We start from the raw sequence: 15,524 nt of genomic DNA, 5'->3' as shown, positions 1-15,524 counted from the left end.
GAAAAAGGTATTTCCAATGCACAAAAAACTCCTGACGATCCAAAGCAAGATCGCCCTCCTCGCCGGCCTCTGCCTGCTGCTGGTCGTCGGCTTGCTGATGGGCTTGTCGCTCTACCAGACCCACAAGAGCAGCCAGCAAGTGGCGCAGGCCAGCGGCGACATGCTCGCCAACGCAGCCAGGGAACACATGCAGGCCCTGGGCAAAGTGCAGGCCATGCAAGTGCAACGCACCTTCATGCAGACCCACGAATACGGCCAGGGGTTATCGCGGTACCTGTTGTACCTGCGACAACTGCAACAAAAGGGCAACCTGACCCGCCAACAACTGCGCCAGGAGCTGACCACCCAGCTTCACCAGGCCTTGATCGACAAGCCCGACCTGCTCGGGCTTTATGTCATTTTTGAACCCGGTGAACTCGATGGCGCCGACGCCGGTTTCGCCAACCAGGCGGAACTTGGCAGCAACGAAACCGGGCGCTTTTCGCTGTATTGGGTGCAGAGCAAACTCGGCGAACTGCAAGCGGTGATCGGCGACGAAAGCCTGCTCGCCAACACCGAGCCGGGGCCGAGCGGCGCACCGTACAACGCCTTCTATACCTGCGCCCGCGACACCCGCCAGGCCTGTGTGCTGGAGCCCTACTTCGATGAAGCCTCCGGCAGCCGCAAACTGGTGACCAGCGTTGCCTTCCCGCTGCTGGAAAACGGCAAGGTCATCGCCGTGGTCGGCCTGGATATCAACCTCGCCGCCCTGCAACAGAACAGCGAAACCAGCGCCCGTGCGCTGTTCGACGGCAACGGCCGGATCAGCATCGTCAGCCCGCGCGGGGTGATCTCCGCCAACAGCCAGGATATCAAGCGCCTGGGCCAACCGATGGACAGCAACGAGGTCATGGACGCCCTGCGCCAGGGCAAACCCGAGGTGTTTGTCGATGCCCGGGAAATCAAGGTGCTTGAGCCGCTGTCGCCGATTGCCGGTGCCGCGCCATGGGGCGTGTTGGTCGGTGTGCCGCAGGACGTGTTGCTGGCACCGGTCACCACCTTGCAAAAAGAACTCGATGCCCAAGGCGTGCAAAGCACCGCGCTTGAACTGCTGCTCGGTGGCGGCTCGGCCCTGCTCGGCCTGCTGCTGATCTGGTACACGGCGCTGCGCATCACCCGGCCGCTGCAAGTGCTGACCCGGGTCATGGAGGATATTTCCCTGGGCGAAGGCGACCTGACCCGGCGCCTGCAAGTGCAATCTCGTGATGAAATCGGGCAACTGGCGACCGCCTTCAACCGCTTTGTCGAGCGTATCCACCATTCGATCCGCGAGGTGTCATCGGCGGCGCTGGGGGTGAACGAAGGCGCGCGGCGGGTACTGGACGCTTCAAACTCGTCGATGAGCAATTTCGACGATCAATCCACCCGCACCAACAGCGTGGCGGCGGCGATCAACCAGCTGGGCGCGGCCGCACAGGAGATCGCCCATAACGCCTCCGATGCCTCGCACCAGGCCTCCAGTGCCCGACAACAGGCCGAGGATGGGCGCCAGGTGGTGCAGCGCACGATCGAAGTGATGAACGAACTGTCCGGCAAGATCAGTGCGTCGTGCGCCAACATCGAAGTGCTCAACGACAAGACCGTGAACATCGGGCAGATCCTCGAAGTGATCAAGGGCATCTCCCAGCAGACCAACCTGCTGGCGCTCAACGCAGCGATCGAAGCGGCGCGGGCCGGTGAAGCGGGCCGTGGTTTCGCGGTCGTCGCTGACGAAGTGCGCAGCCTGGCCGGACGCACCCAGACCTCGGCGCTGGAGATCCAGCAGATGATCGAAGAGCTGCAAGTGGGCGCACGGGAATCGGTCAGCACCATGACCGAGAGCCAGCGCCACAGCGAAGAAAGCGTGACCATCGCCAACCTCGCCGGCTCCCGCCTGGGCAGCGTGACCCAGCGCATCGGCGAAATCGACAACGTCAACCAGTCCGTCGCCGCCGCCACCGAAGAACAGACCGCGGTAGTCGAGGCCCTCAACGTCGATATTACCCGGATCAACACCCTCAACCAGCAAGGCGTGGAGAACTTGCAATCGACATTGCGCGCTTGTACCGAGCTGGAGCAACAGGCGGCGCGATTGAATCAGTTGGTGGGGAGTTTTCGGATCTGAGGATTGTGGTGTCTGATCTACCGCCTTCGCGAGCAGGCTCGCTCCCACATGTGATCCAGGTCGCACACAAATCCTGTGTTCACTGGAGGTCCACTGTGGGAGCGAGCCTGCTCGCGAAGAGGCCGTAACATCCAGCACCATCGTTGATTGACACACCGCCATCGCGGGCAAGCCCGCTCCCACAAGGATCTACGCCAGCCCACATAAATCTGGCACCCACAACCAACGACATGGCATGCGCACAAACATGCCGCGCCGCAACCGGCGCGTAGTATCGAGACCAGCCCCATTCCATGGGCGCAAAGCAACGCTGAACCCCTCCATACCTCACTAAAACAATAAATCGGCCTTCGGGTCGCGGGAGACTTCTGTGCTTAAGAAAAGTGCGCTGGGCTGGCCAAAGATTGCCGGCCTCGGAATTGCGTTGGTGGTGGCCGGGCAGTTTTCCGGCTGGAACTTCGGGCTGGCGGCCGGTGGCTGGCTGAACATGCTGATTGCCACCTTGTTGATGGCCCTGCTCTGCGGTGGCCTGGCCTTGTGCGTGGCAGAGCTGTCCACCGCGCTACCGAGTGCCGGTGGTGTGTTCGTGTATGCGCAAAGTGCCTTCGGGCCGTTCGTGGGTTACCTCGTCGGCGTCGCCTGCGCCCTGGCGCTGACCATCGGCACCGGTGCGGCGGCCACCTTTATCTGCGCCTACACCGAATCGATTTTCGGTCTCGGTGGCTGGCCGGTGAAGATTGCCCTGTTCGCGGTGATCATCGGCATCCACATGCGCGGCGTCGGTGAAGCCATGGGCCTGACGTTCATTGCCGGCGTGATCGCCGTTGTCGCCCTGCTGACGTTTGGCGTGGCCATGGCGCCCCATGTCGAATTGGCCAACTTGCTGAAGCTGCCCGCCAGCGTCGCAACACCGGTCAGCCTTGGTGGCATCTTCGCCTGCGTGCCATTCGCCATCTGGTTGTTCATCACTGTTGAACAAACCGGCTCGGCCGCCGAGGAGGCGCACAACCCTGGTCGCACCATGCCCCGCGGCATCCTGGCGGCCATTGGCACTTTGCTGGTGACCGCGCTGGTGGTGCTGGTGTGCGCACCGGGTGCCGGTGGTGTCGAACTGGTCGGCTCGGCAGGTGATCCGCTGTACGCCGCGATGTCCAGTAACAGCGCCTTCGGTGAAGGTTCATGGCTGGCCAGGGTGATTGGCTGCGGCGCGGTGTTCGGCCTGATCGCTACCTTCTTTTCGCTGGTGTACGCCGCCTCCCGTCAACTGTTCGCCATGGCCCGCGACGGCCTGTTCCCGCAATGGCTGGGCAAGACCGGCAAACGCGGCACGCCGTACCCGGCGCTGTTGCTGATCAGCGCCATCGGCCTGCCGCTGTCCGAAGTCGACCCGGCCACGGTGATGCTGGCGGTCGTGCTGCTGCTCAACGTTTGCTACCTGTTCATTTTCGGCGCGTACCTGCACATCAAGCGCAACCAGCCGGACCTGCCACGGCCGTTCACCCTGGTCGGCGGCAAACTGGTTGCGTCGCTGGGCCTGGCCCTGACGCTGGTGGTGATCGCCGCCTGCTTCCAGCTCGACATGCTGATGCTGATCGCCCTTGCCGTGACCTTCACCCTGAGCATTTTCAATTACCTGCTGCGCAACCGTCGCACCACCGCTATCGAGGTTCCAGACCATGCCTGAAGACACTCTTTTGCAACGCCGTCATCGCGTGCTCGGCAGCGCCTCGCCGCTGTTCTACGACAAACCCCTGCACCTGGTGCGTGGCGAAGGCGTCTGGTTGTTCGACGTCGACGGCCGGCGCTACCTCGACGTCTACAACAACGTGCCCTGCGTCGGGCACTGCAACCCCCACGTGACCGAGGCCATGCACCGCCAGGCCACCACGCTGAACATCCACACCCGCTACCTGGATGAACACGTGGTGCGCTACGCCGAACGCCTGACCGCGACCTTCGCCGCGCCGCTGGACACCGCCATGTTCACCTGCACCGGCAGCGAAGCCAACGAACTGGCGCTGCGCCTGGCGCGGTTCGCCAGTGGCGGCACCGGCATCATCGTCAGTGACTACAACTACCACGGCAACTCGGCATCGCTGGCAGAAGTCACCACCGCCCTGCCCTCGCCTGAGCCCTTCGCCGCCCATGCGCGCGCCGTGCCGATTCCGTGCCTGTACCACGCGCCGGCCGGCACCACCGAGGCACAGCTGGCCGAGGAATATGCAGCGAACATCGCGGCGGCAATTGCCTCGATGCAGGCCCAGGGCATTCGCCCGGCCGCATTGCTGATCGATACCCTGTTCGCCAACGAAGGCCTGCCCCGGGTGCCGGCCAGCTTCGTCAACAAGGCTGCGGCGCTGATCCGTGCTGCTGGCGGATTGTTCATCGCCGACGAAGTGCAATCGGGTTTCGGCCGCACCGGCGATCACCTGTGGGGCCACCAGGCTCACGGCGTGGTGCCGGACATCGTCACCCTCGGCAAACCGATGGGTAACGGCTATCCGCTGGCCGGGTTGATCACCCACAAGGCGCTGGTCGAGTCCTTCGGGCGCCACGCCATGTACTTCAACACCTTCGGCGGTTCGCCGGTGGCGGCCGCGGTCGGCATGGCGGTACTGGACGTGATCGAAGAACAGCAGCTGCTGAAAAACGCACAGAGCGTCGGTGCCTATGTGCAGCAACGCCTGCAAGTGTTGGCCGGCAAGCACTCGATCATCGGCGACGTGCGCGGCAAGGGCCTGTTCTTCGCCATGGAACTGGTGCGCGACCACGCCAGCAAAGAGCCCGCCGGTCTGGAGGCGCGCAAGGTGGTGAACGACATGCGCGAGAACGGCGTGTTGATCAGCAAGATCGGCGCCGGCGACAACATTCTCAAGCTTCGCCCACCGCTGGTGTTCGGCCGCGACCACGCGGACCTGTTCGTCGACACCCTGGACAGCGCGCTCAGCGCGATTTGAGGTCTTGCCATGACTGAATTCCACACCTTACCCCATGACCAGCAAGTGGCCCGTCTGCACGAACTGGCGCGCCATGCCCTGCAACAGTGGGACGGCGAATTCGCCGACATCGAACTGGTGAAGTTTCGCGAGAACGCCGTATTTTCCGCCCACCGCCACGACGGCCAGCGAGTGGCCCTGCGCATCCATCGCAATGGCTATCACTGCGAAGCCGCGCTGCGCTCCGAGCTGCAATGGATGGAAGCGCTGGCCGGCGCCGGCATCACCGTGCCGCAGATCATCCGTGCGCAAGATCAAAGTCACCTGGTCGAAGTCACCCATCAGGCCATCGGCGAGCCGCGCCACATCGACATGCTCGCCTGGCTGCCCGGCGCGACCGCCGGCACCTCGGAGAACGGGGTGCAGGCCGATACCGAAATCGATTTCCTGTTCAGTGAAGCTGGCGCCATTGCCGCGCGCATTCACCTGCATTCGGCGGACTGGCAGCAGCCGGACGAGTTTGTCCGGCATGCCTGGGACGAGGAAGGCCTGATTGGCGCCAACCCGTTCTGGGGGCGATTCTGGGAGCTGGAGCAGCTCAGCGACGAGCAGCGGGTCCTGCTGCAACAGGCCCGGCGCACGGCACGCAAGGACTTGCGCCAGTATGGTCGGCACCTGGGCAATTTCGGCATGATTCACGCCGACCTGGTGCCTGAGAACCTGCTGATCGAAGGGCCGCGTCTACGGTTGATCGACTTCGACGATGCCGGGTTTGGCTGGCACATGTTCGAGTTGGCCACGGCGCTGTACTTCTGCCTGGATGACCCGCGTTACGAGCAGATCAAGGCGGCGCTGCTCGACGGCTACAACGCGGTCAAACCGCTGACCGAGGCGGATCGCCAGAGCCTGGCGCTGTTTCTGATGCTGCGCGGCACCACCTACCTGGGCTGGATTCACACCCGCCAGGGCACACCGACGGCGATTGAAATGGCGCCGATGCTGATTGAACGGGCTTGCTTGTTGGCTCGGGAATATCTACAAGTCTGATACACCGCTTTCGCGAGCAAGCCCGCTCCCACACTGGATCTCCAGCGAACACAAATCCTGTGTGCGACCGTGATCAAAGTGTGGGAGCGGGCTTGCTCGCGAAGAGGCCCTCAAATCCAATATCTATACTGACTGACCCACCGCCTTCGCGGGCAAGCCCGCTCCCACACTTTGATCACGGTCGCACACAGGATTTGTGTTCGCTGGAGATCCAGTGTGGGAGCGGGCTTGCTCGCGAAGAGGCCCTCAAATCCAATATCTATATTGACTGACACACCGCCTTCGCGGGCAAGCCCGCTCCCACAAGGTCAGCGGCGTTAGGCAGATTCCGGTGGATCCAGCCTGTCCAGCACCCTATTCACCGCCAACTCCCCCAACATGATCACTTGCGCGATGCCCAGCAGGGTGTTGCGGTGCGTGCCTTGCAGAAATCCCGCCAGATCGTTGGCCATGACACTCGCCGACGCCAGCGATTCGCAGGCGTGGGCCAGCAGGGTTTCGGTGTCGATTTGCGGGTTGATGGTGAACATCGTGGAGGGTTTGTGCGAGGTGGCCATGATGTGGGCCGTGGGGTTGGGACAGGAATCGGTGTGTGGTGGATCGGGGGTAACCTTGAGCATGATTCGAACTCCAGGAACGTGGAGCCGTCACCGAATCGCTGCTAAACGAAGGGTGGCAGCTGAGCGCAGGTTAGCAGACCGGGGAGTTACGATACCGGCGCGCCCGAGGGCGCCCTGCGCACAGCGGCCATGAAGTGCAGGGATGGGGAATACCTGACTTTATGGACTGCAGATGCGCTTTGTAACACCACGGGCTGCTAAACCCGATCACTGGGAATCAGTGACGCGGACCAAGTTACCGATGGGCCCCCAAGCGCACAAGCCGGCGGATTCTGGCGTAGTTGTAGGCAACGACGCAAGGCGCTGTAGCTTGCAGGAAGTTACTCCTACAACCGTTAAACAAGCACTCCAGATTGACACCGCCATCGCGGGCAGGCTCGCCGAACTCGTTTCCCTGCTCGCGAAAAACGCCGGGACACCGCGGGGATTCAGGCAGCCCGCGTCATCGTTAACGTCCATCGCGAGCAAGCTCGCTCCTACAGATGAGGAGAGCAGGCCGAGCGTTAGCTCGCCTGCCGCTCTTGATCTTGATCCACCCGCCCCCTCGGCAGGCTGAGTGGAGGCGTTTATCCGGGGATTGGCGCGCAGCGCCGTGCGGCGAAGCCGCACACATTGCAGGGAGGTGCAGCGAAGCAAACCGTAGGGCAATGCCCCCGGATGAATGCCGGAGCGAAGGAACCCCGAGCCTAGGCGAGGGGCCGGACGTTCGGGGCGAGCGCTTTTTTGCTTACTTTTTTAAGGCGCTTGTTAAAAAAGTGAGTCGCCGTAAGGGCGAAACCCTAAGTCGCCGTAACCAAAATAATGGATATGTACTCAGTCAGACCGCCTTCGCGAGCAAACTCACTCCCACCTTCTCAGCAATGCGCACCCGCATGCTCAAGCCGATGAAACAACCGGTTGAAATACACCAGGCTATCGCGCGGCTCCCGCACCCCGACCTTTTCCAGCTCGACAAACATCACCGAATGCGACCCCACTTCCTTGCACTCGCTGATCCGCCCTTCCAGCTGCACCAGGGCATCGCGCAGCACCGGCACGTCGGCCGCACCGTCGTCCCACAGGTCCCAGGCGAAACGCTCGGCCATCGGCACCTGGGTCATGCCGGCGAAGTGCCGGGCCAGCTCTTCCTGCTCGCCACACAGCACGTTGACGCACAACCGGCCATTGGTGCGGAACACATCGTGGGTAGCGCTGTTGCGATTGACGCACACCAGCACGGTGGGCGGTGAGTCGGTCACCGAGCACACGGCGCTGGCGGTGATGCCGCAGCGCCCGCCCGGGCCGTTGGTGGTGATGATGTTCACCGCCGCCGGCAGCTGCGCCATGGCGTTGCGAAAGTCGATTTGCTGCTGGCTCAGGTCGGCCATGTCGATGCCCCTTCCTTCAGGAGGACCGCCTCGAAAGCGGCCCGTAGGTGATGGAACAAGACTAAGGCTGAGGGCGCGGCACGACCATTCTGACGATCCCCATGATGAGGTTGGGTTTCCGCTAGTCGACTAGGTGGTTTCTTTATCGCAAGGGCCGGCCACAGTGGGTATTCTGCATACTGGCTCCAGAACGATGAGCCAATGCGTGCCGCGCGTTCGCGTGCGAAAACAATAATTAGAAATTTTCGTGGCAGCCCCGATGGAAACCCGTAAACCGATTGTTTATATCGTTGATGACGACAAGGACCTGCGCACTTCCCTGGCCTGGTTGCTGGAGTCGGTCAGCGTGCAGGCGCAGTGCTTTGCCGGCGCCGAAGAGTTCCTCAGCCAGTACGACCCCAGGCAACCCGCCTGCCTGGTGCTCGACGTGCGCATGCCGGAGACCAGCGGCTTCCAGCTGCAGGAAATCCTCAACCAGCGCGGCAGCACCTTGCCGACCATTTTCGTCTCGGCCCATGGCGATATTCCGATGTCGGTCACGGCGATGAAGAACGGCGCGCTGGATTTCGTCGAGAAGCCCTACAACCCGCAGCAGATGATCGACCGCATCCAGGCCGCGCTGAAGACCGCCGTACACGCCCAGGCCGATCAGCAGCAGCGGCAGAACCTGCAAGGCAAGCTGGCACTGCTGACCAGCCGTGAGCGGGAAGTGTTGATGCTGGTGATCGATGGCAAGGCCAGCAAGGTGATTGCGCGGGAACTGAACATCAGCGTGAAGACCGTTGATGTGCACCGCACCAAGATCAAGGAAAAGATGGGCGTGACCAGTATTGCCATGCTGGTGCGCGAAGTGCTGCATTTGCCGACTGAAGAGCCGGTGCGGCACTGAGATGGGTGCTGGAGGTCTAGCTCTTCAGGGGGCTTGAGGCCGCCTTCGCGAGCAAGCCCGCTCCCACATTGGCTCTGCGTCGTACACAGATCCAATGTGGGAGCGGGCTTGCTCGCGAAGGGGCCAGCAAATACAACATCAGATGTGGCTATAGCGCTTGCGATAAGCACCCGGTGACACGCCGAAGCGCGATTTGAACGCCGACGAGAAGTAGCTCGAATCCGAGAAGCCCCAGGCATAACACAGCGCCGAAAGCTTCAGCTCGACATCGGCGCGACGCAGGTTTTCGGCGCAGAAGTCCAGGCGTCGGTGCTTGATGTATTGCGCCACCACCAGGCCGCGCTTGGAGAACATCCGGTACAGGCCGCGCACGGAAATCCCCACTTCACGGGCAATCAGCTCGGGGCACAACTCTTCGTCGCTCAGGTGCGCGTCGATGAAGGCGATGATCTTGCGAAATTGCCGCTCGTGCGGGTCCGCGCCACTGTCGCGGGCGCTGATGCCCGGCAGCAACAGGCTGGCCAGGGCATCGAGCACGGCTTCGCTCTCCTGCATGTCCAGCCCTTCCTGCTGGCGGGTGCCCTGCACCAGCTTGTTGGCCATCGCCGCCAGGGGGCTGCTGGCCGCGATGCGCGTGGCACAGTTGACGGCATTGAAGTGCGAACCACGCTCGACCACCTGGCGCGGAAGAATCAAGGAAAGCTGGCGGCAATCGTCGTTGTAGATCATGTCGCTCGGACGGCTGGCGTCGATCAGCGCGATGTCGCCACAACCCAGTTGCGCACGGTTGTCGCCCTGCTCCAGTTGCGAGCTGCCGCGCATCTGGAACACCGCGTAGTAGTGGCCGTCGCTGCTGGTGCTGACGTCCTTGCTGGTGCGGTACAAATGCACGTGCGCCATGTCGACCACACTGAGGTTGATCGCACCGCTGCGAAATTCCGCCAGTTCGCCGTAGAAATCGGTATCCAGCGCCCGGGCATCGAAACGCCCACAGGCCTGGTTCACCTGGCTCAACCAACTTTCGAACGCCTCGTTGCGCACCGTCGATGCTGTAATCATGTCCGCAATGCCTCACGTTTTTTGTTGTTATTTTTCGACCGCTTCATCGAGCGGTTCGTCAAAACCGTTGTTTCTGTAGCCATCGCCTCCCTCGATGGCCGCCGGGCGCCCATTCAACAGGCTCCGGCGCATGCTTTCCAGCCTTCCTGGTCTTAAAGGTCCAATACCAGACGAGCGGAAAGCGCCCGTGATACGCAAGCGCAAATCTGCTTGTTGGACGCCTTTTCCTTGTTCGACAGGCAGTTGTCGCGGTGCTCCGGCACGCCGTCCAGGACCTCGACGATGCAGGTGCCGCAAATGCCTTCGCGGCACTCGGTGTCGATATCGCAACCGTGGGCCTGCAGTACGTCGACCAGGCTGGTGTTGGCCGGCACCTGCAGCACCACGCCGGAACTGGCCAGCTCCACTTCGAACGTGCCGGCCGGGGCGCTGTTGGCCGCCGGGTCTGCCGCGAAATGCTCCAGGTGAATGGCATCATCCGGGCGACTGCGCGAAGCCACTTCCACCACTTTGTTCATGAACGGTGCCGGGCCGCAGGTGTACACATGGGCGGCGCCGCCGGCACGCGCCAGGCATTCGCTCAATGCGCCATCCAGATCCGCCGGTTCCACGCCGTAGTGGAATTCCACATGTTCGGCGAAGTTCGTCGCCAATAGCTCGGTAAACGCCGCATATTGCGCCGAACGGGCGAAATAGTGCAGGCGATACGGCTGGCCGCTTTCCGCCAGTCGATAAGCCATGCTCAACAGCGGCGTCACGCCGATACCGGCGGCGAACAGCATGTGTTCGCTGGCGCTTTCATCGAGGCGGAACAGGTTGCGCGGCGCACCCATTTCCAGCTCCATGCCCTCTTCCACTTGCTCATGCAACGCCAGCGAACCACCGCGCGACTGCGCTTCTTTCTTTACCGCCACCAGATACGCACGGCGATCCCGGGGCGGGCTGCACAGCGAATACTGGCGGGTCACCCCGGTCGGCCCGGTCAGGTCGACGTGGGCACCCGGCTCATAGGTGTCGAGCGGCTGGCCGTCACTGCGCACGAGGCGAAAGGAACGGATATCCAGCGCTTCGTCGACGATCCTTTCGATCTTCACCTTCATCATTGCATCACCTGAATATTTTTTTGTTTAACGGTACGGCTTGGGCCGATCCCCTCTGTAGGAGCGAGCTTGCTCGCGATGAACCTGAGGTCGCCACGGGGTGTCAGGTTTCCCGCGTCATCGTTGGCGACCATCGCGAGCAAGCTCGCTCCTACAGGGGGGCATTTTTCTGCTGCTCAGCGCATGAACAGGCCGCCATTGATGTCCCAGCACGCGCCCGTTACGGAGGCGGCGTTGTCGGCGATCAGCAGCAATACGCTGTCAGCGATATACGACGGATCGCCGAGGGTGCCGGCCGGGATCATTTTCAGGATCTGTTCCAGACGCTCGGGCGCAACGGTTTCGCGCACTACCGGCAAGTTCAGCGGACCCGGCGAGATGCTGTTGACCGTCACCCCTTGCGGCGCCAGTTCACGGGCAAAGACCTTGGTCAGGGTCGCCACGCCGCCCTTGGCCGCCGCGTAGTGCGCGCCGGTGGCGGTGCCGCCGTTCTGCCCGGCCAGGGAGGCGATGTTGACGATGCGCCCGAAGCCACGCTCGGCAAAATGCGCACCGAACACCTGGCAAGCCACGAAGGTGCCGCGCAGGTTGATCGCCATCGACTCGTCGAACTCTTCCGGCGTGATGTCCATCAACGCCGCGACTTTCGACACGCCGGCGTTGTTCACCAGAATGTCGGTGCCACCCCAGTGCTCGGCGAGCAGGTCGCGGGCACGCTGGAAGTCGGCCTTGCTGCGTACATCCAGCTCGATGGCGATCGCCGTGGCGCCACTGCCATCCAGCTCGGCGGCCAGATGCTGCACGCCATCGAGGCGCACATCGGCCAGGCCAACGCGATAACCGGCCGCGTGCAGACGCCGGGCGATGCACTCGCCCAGTCCGCGCGAGGCACCCGTTACGAGGGCTACTCGACTCATGATGGTGCCCTCACAGAAGGAAGCCGAGCGCGCTCAGGCTGTCGGTGGAGTTGATCAGGCGCACAACCTTGCGCTCCAGCGACGGCACGCCGTCGGTGAAACGGATACGGTGATTGAGGTCGGCCACGAACGGCGTATGCACGCCGCGCTTGTAGGCGTACAGCAACTGCGCCGAGTTGACCTCGACGATATCGCCGGCCGCTTCCACCAGGCGGAAACGCGAGATCGTGCGGATGGTCTTCGCCGCGTCCACCGCCGACGGCGAGAAGCCGGCGCTCAAGCGTTCGATGCGCAAGGCACGCATGCGCGCATCGTCGTAGGCGTAGTTGAGGGTGGCCTCGAAATCCTCGGTGTCCGGGTCGATCGGCACGATGTACTTGCCGCTTTCGCTCCACAGGGTCGCCCATTCGGCGTAGTTCTTGTGGTCGAGCAGTTCGGCTTCGCGCCAGATGAATTCGATGGCCTGGGCCAGGGGACCGGTAAAACCGTTCAGGGTGTCGTGATTGCTCATTGGCTCATCATCCTTTTCCACATGTCGTAGGCACCGCGCATGCCGCCTTCGTCGGTGGCGTGGCTGACCTTGTCGCCGTTTTCAGCGGTGATTTCGCGGTTCAGGCCGCGGTTGACCAGGATTGGCGCATCGACGCCGGCATACGAGCCGCGCTGCACGCGGTCCCAGGCCTCGGCATCGTCGGGGCTGCCGAAACCGAACGGGCCCTGGAAGTGTTCGTGGATGCGCATACGTTCGCGGTTGGCGATTTCCGGGCCGCCGTCCATGCCCAGGGCCACGTGGCGAATTTCCGTTTCGGTGACCGACACCGGACGCAGCACGCGGAAAAACGACATCGACATGGCCACGTTGGGGAACAGGTTCAGGTTGAACCCGGCGCCGTGCAGCGAACGCACGATGCGACGTACCTGATCGGCCGGCATGGTTTTCGACAGTTCTTCGGTGACGTGGGCGAAACGCTCCTGCAACTGCTCGGTGCCGTCGTCGTGATCGAGGTCGACGTGCTCCGGCACCATCACCATCACGCTGTGGCCGTTGCCCAGCGAGTGGGTCACGGCTTGCTCGTCGGTCATGAACGAAAGCATTTCCGAGGTTTCTTCATCCACCGACGACATGAACGACTTGTGCACGATCGGGAAGTGATAACCGTCGGTGGTGTTTTCCAGCTGGATCTTCCAGTTGCCCTTGAAGCTGAACTTGTGTTCGCCCTGAGTCTTGATCGGGTAACCGGCGCCCTGCTTCATGAACAGGTCCATCCAGTGTTTCGCGCCGCCGAGGAAGTCCTCCAGCGGTTCAATCTCGTCGTTGTAGCTGGCGAAGACCATGCCGGCGTAGCTTTCGACGCGCAGGCTGGTCAGCGGCAGTTCGGATTTTTCCAGGATGCCTTCGTAGCCATCCGGGTACGGCAGCGCCCGCAGCTTGCCGTCCAGGCCATAGGACCAGCTGTGATACGGGCAGGTGAAACCGGTGGCGTTGCCCTTGTGCTTCTCGCACACGGTGGCGCCACGGTGCCGGCAACGGTTTTCCAGGACGTTGATGTTGTTCTTCTTGTCCCGCACGACGATCACCGGGCGACGGCCGATGGTGGCGGTCTTGAAGTCGCCGCTGTTGCGCACTTCGCTTTCGTGGGCAACCCACACCCAGGTGCGGTAGAAAATCTTGTCCAGCTCGGCTTCGAACAGCGCCGGATCGTTGTACAGCGAGACGTCGACGCGGTCGCTCTGGACTAGGTCTTCTGGGCTTTTCGACGTTGCGATCAGCCGGTATTCATGAGTGCTCATGCGGTTCTCCTCATGGCTTATTTTTATGATTTCGTTGTAGAGACCGGCCCTTAACGGGCCATGCTCTGTTGCAGCTGCGCACCGAAGGCGCAGACCACCTCGTCCTGGCCTTTACGGCCGACGATTTGCAGGCCGACTTTCAGCCCGCCGCAATCGATTTCCACCGGCACCGTCAGCGCCGGGTGGCCGCTCAGGTTGAAGGGCCGTACCAGCGGCGTCATGCCGGCCACGGCCTTGCTTGCGCTGCGGGCTTGCACCAGCGTCGGTGGCAGGCTCGGCATCGTCGGCAACAGCAGCACTTCAAATTGTTCCAGCGCGGCATCCACCTGTTGGCTGAAGCGCGTGCGCACCTGTTCGGCTTGCGCCAATTCGGCAGCGCTGGTGCGGCTGGCGGCCAACAGGCGCAGCTCGACGTCCGCACCGATCAGGCCCTGGCCGGTGAGGTGGCCGAACGCGGCCCAGTTTTCAAAGTTGATCACCGTCAAGCCGGCGGCAAACGCTGCTTCGAACTCACTCAACTGCACGCGGCTGCGGCGCCAGCCGGCACGGTCAACGGCAGCGCCGAGGCACGCTTGCAAATGCGCGTCGCAGGCAACGTCGAGAAAGCCGACCGAGGCGTTGCCCGACGGCAAGCCCTGAGCCTGGAAACCAGGGCAAATCACTTGCATCGCAGCGATCAGGTCATTCATGTCGGCCGCGAATGGCCCCACGCAATCGAGGCTGGATTCGGCCGGATGTGCACCCACTCGGCTGACGCGACCATAGGTCGGCTTCAACCCGGCAATGCCGCAGCAGGCGGCTGGTACGCGAACGGAACCACCGGTGTCGGAACCGATGGCGATGTCCGCCAGCCCCGCCGCGACGGCAGCGGCCGAACCGCTGGACGAACCGCCAGGCACCCGGTCCGGCGCCTGCGGGTTGATCGGTGTGCCGGTCCAGTCGTTGATGCCGGTGACGCCAAACGCCAGCTCGTGCATGTTGGTCTTGCCGACGATTTGCCAACCCGCCGCGAGGATCGCATCGACCACCTCGGCGTTGCGCAGGGCTGGCAAGGCACGGGCAAAGGCCCGGCTACCGGACTGGGTAGCGTGACCGGCGATGTCGATGGAATCCTTGATGGCAACGCGTTTGCCGCTGCCACCGAGCAGGAATTCGCTGATGAAGGTACTCATGCGCTCAGCTCCTGCTTTGATAAATGAGAGCTGAACAAGCGTTGCGTGCGGAAATGCGCGATCAGCCAGGTGCCGTCGACACAACGGAAATCGATGTTCAGGCGGGTGCCGAACAACTCGTTGCGGCCATCGGCGTAGGTGGAAATCTGCTGCATGATCCACTGCCCCTGCGCCGACTTGCCGTCGACCACGATCGACTCGCTGGTGAGGTAATGCAGGTTCAACTTGAAGTGATCGGAGGGCGGCAGGTAACCACCGATAAACGTCGCCACCGCCGCACGTCCATGATGCTGACCGAAGGTCTGCGCGGTCTGGGTGCCGAGGCCTTCCCAGATCGCATCCTCGGTGAACAATTGCGCCAACTGGCTCAGATGAATCGGTGCCCGTGGCACATCGCACAGGTCCATGTAGCACGCCATCAAGCGGCGCACGGCACTCTCCCCTTCAAGCGTCGCCAGACGCTGCAGCAAGGCCTCTTCCATG

The 15,524-nt window shown here is 62.7% G+C and carries 14 protein-coding genes and 1 pseudogene; 6 read left to right on the top strand and 9 right to left on the bottom strand.

The window, feature by feature from the left end:
- Positions 1-16 precede the first annotated feature (16 nt).
- From ACLD1X_RS21900 to ACLD1X_RS21880, 5 genes and pseudogenes are all read left to right on the top strand, one after another.
- Positions 17-1,285 (top strand): annotated as a pseudogene (locus tag ACLD1X_RS21900) (HAMP domain-containing protein); the annotation flags it as partial.
- A 93-nt stretch (positions 1,286-1,378) separates the two neighbouring features.
- On the top strand, positions 1,379-2,143 hold the full coding sequence (locus ACLD1X_RS21895; protein ID WP_429371358.1) for a methyl-accepting chemotaxis protein: 765 nt from the start codon (positions 1,379-1,381) through the stop codon (positions 2,141-2,143).
- Positions 2,144-2,513: 370 nt separating this feature from the next.
- On the top strand, positions 2,514-3,827 hold the full coding sequence (locus ACLD1X_RS21890; protein ID WP_429371209.1) for an amino acid permease: 1,314 nt from the start codon (positions 2,514-2,516) through the stop codon (positions 3,825-3,827).
- Positions 3,820-5,100 (top strand): aspartate aminotransferase family protein, encoded by a 1,281-nt coding sequence (locus tag ACLD1X_RS21885; RefSeq protein ID WP_429371207.1) that lies wholly within the window; start codon positions 3,820-3,822, stop codon positions 5,098-5,100. The genes ACLD1X_RS21890 and ACLD1X_RS21885 overlap by 8 nt, the downstream gene beginning before the upstream one ends.
- 9 nt (positions 5,101-5,109) lie before the next feature.
- Complete coding sequence (locus tag ACLD1X_RS21880; protein ID WP_429371205.1) at positions 5,110-6,126, top strand: phosphotransferase enzyme family protein; 1,017 nt, start codon at positions 5,110-5,112, stop codon at positions 6,124-6,126.
- 317 nt (positions 6,127-6,443) lie between these two features.
- Here ACLD1X_RS21880 and ACLD1X_RS21875 read toward each other — a convergent pair whose 3' ends face one another.
- Entirely contained in the window at positions 6,444-6,746 is a 303-nt protein-coding gene (locus ACLD1X_RS21875) for a DUF6124 family protein (protein WP_429371203.1), read from the bottom strand.
- An 854-nt stretch (positions 6,747-7,600) separates the two neighbouring features.
- Positions 7,601-8,113 (bottom strand): 4-hydroxyphenylacetate 3-monooxygenase, reductase component, encoded by a 513-nt coding sequence (gene hpaC / locus ACLD1X_RS21870; RefSeq protein ID WP_008023304.1) that lies wholly within the window; start codon positions 8,111-8,113, stop codon positions 7,601-7,603.
- Between the two features lie 259 nt (positions 8,114-8,372).
- Here hpaC and ACLD1X_RS21865 point away from each other — a divergent pair, with 259 nt between their 5' ends.
- Positions 8,373-9,002 (top strand): response regulator transcription factor, encoded by a 630-nt coding sequence (locus tag ACLD1X_RS21865; RefSeq protein WP_413427132.1) that lies wholly within the window; start codon positions 8,373-8,375, stop codon positions 9,000-9,002.
- A gap of 138 nt (positions 9,003-9,140) precedes the next feature.
- Here the strand turns inward: ACLD1X_RS21865 and feaR are convergent, their stop codons facing one another.
- The 7 genes from feaR to ACLD1X_RS21830 form a co-directional block, all read right to left on the bottom strand.
- Positions 9,141-10,061 (bottom strand): transcriptional regulator FeaR, encoded by a 921-nt coding sequence (gene feaR, locus ACLD1X_RS21860; protein WP_429371200.1) that lies wholly within the window; start codon positions 10,059-10,061, stop codon positions 9,141-9,143.
- 152 nt (positions 10,062-10,213) lie between these two features.
- On the bottom strand, positions 10,214-11,164 hold the full coding sequence (locus ACLD1X_RS21855; protein WP_429371198.1) for a PDR/VanB family oxidoreductase: 951 nt from the start codon (positions 11,162-11,164) through the stop codon (positions 10,214-10,216).
- Between the two features lie 173 nt (positions 11,165-11,337).
- Positions 11,338-12,078, bottom strand: coding sequence for an SDR family NAD(P)-dependent oxidoreductase (locus ACLD1X_RS21850; protein WP_429371196.1), 741 nt, complete (start codon positions 12,076-12,078; stop codon positions 11,338-11,340).
- Positions 12,079-12,088: 10 nt separating this feature from the next.
- Entirely contained in the window at positions 12,089-12,589 is a 501-nt protein-coding gene (locus ACLD1X_RS21845; RefSeq protein WP_429371194.1) for an aromatic-ring-hydroxylating dioxygenase subunit beta, read from the bottom strand.
- Complete coding sequence (locus ACLD1X_RS21840) at positions 12,586-13,869, bottom strand: aromatic ring-hydroxylating oxygenase subunit alpha (protein ID WP_429371192.1); 1,284 nt, start codon at positions 13,867-13,869, stop codon at positions 12,586-12,588. Before ACLD1X_RS21840 ends, ACLD1X_RS21845 begins: the two co-directional genes overlap by 4 nt.
- 50 nt (positions 13,870-13,919) lie before the next feature.
- On the bottom strand, positions 13,920-15,041 hold the full coding sequence (locus ACLD1X_RS21835) for an amidase (RefSeq protein ID WP_429371190.1): 1,122 nt from the start codon (positions 15,039-15,041) through the stop codon (positions 13,920-13,922).
- Positions 15,038-15,523 carry a nuclear transport factor 2 family protein gene (locus tag ACLD1X_RS21830; RefSeq protein ID WP_429371188.1) on the bottom strand — a complete coding sequence of 162 codons (486 nt, stop codon included), beginning with the start codon at positions 15,521-15,523 and terminating at the stop codon, positions 15,038-15,040. Before ACLD1X_RS21830 ends, ACLD1X_RS21835 begins: the two co-directional genes overlap by 4 nt.
- Between the last annotated feature and the right edge of the window lies 1 nt (position 15,524).

The organism is Pseudomonas sp. 18173, from assembly GCF_050432945.1.
Lineage (GTDB): Bacteria > Pseudomonadota > Gammaproteobacteria > Pseudomonadales > Pseudomonadaceae > Aquipseudomonas.
The sequence above is the reverse complement of the archived record's forward strand: the minus strand, read 5'-3'. Positions and strand labels throughout refer to the sequence as shown.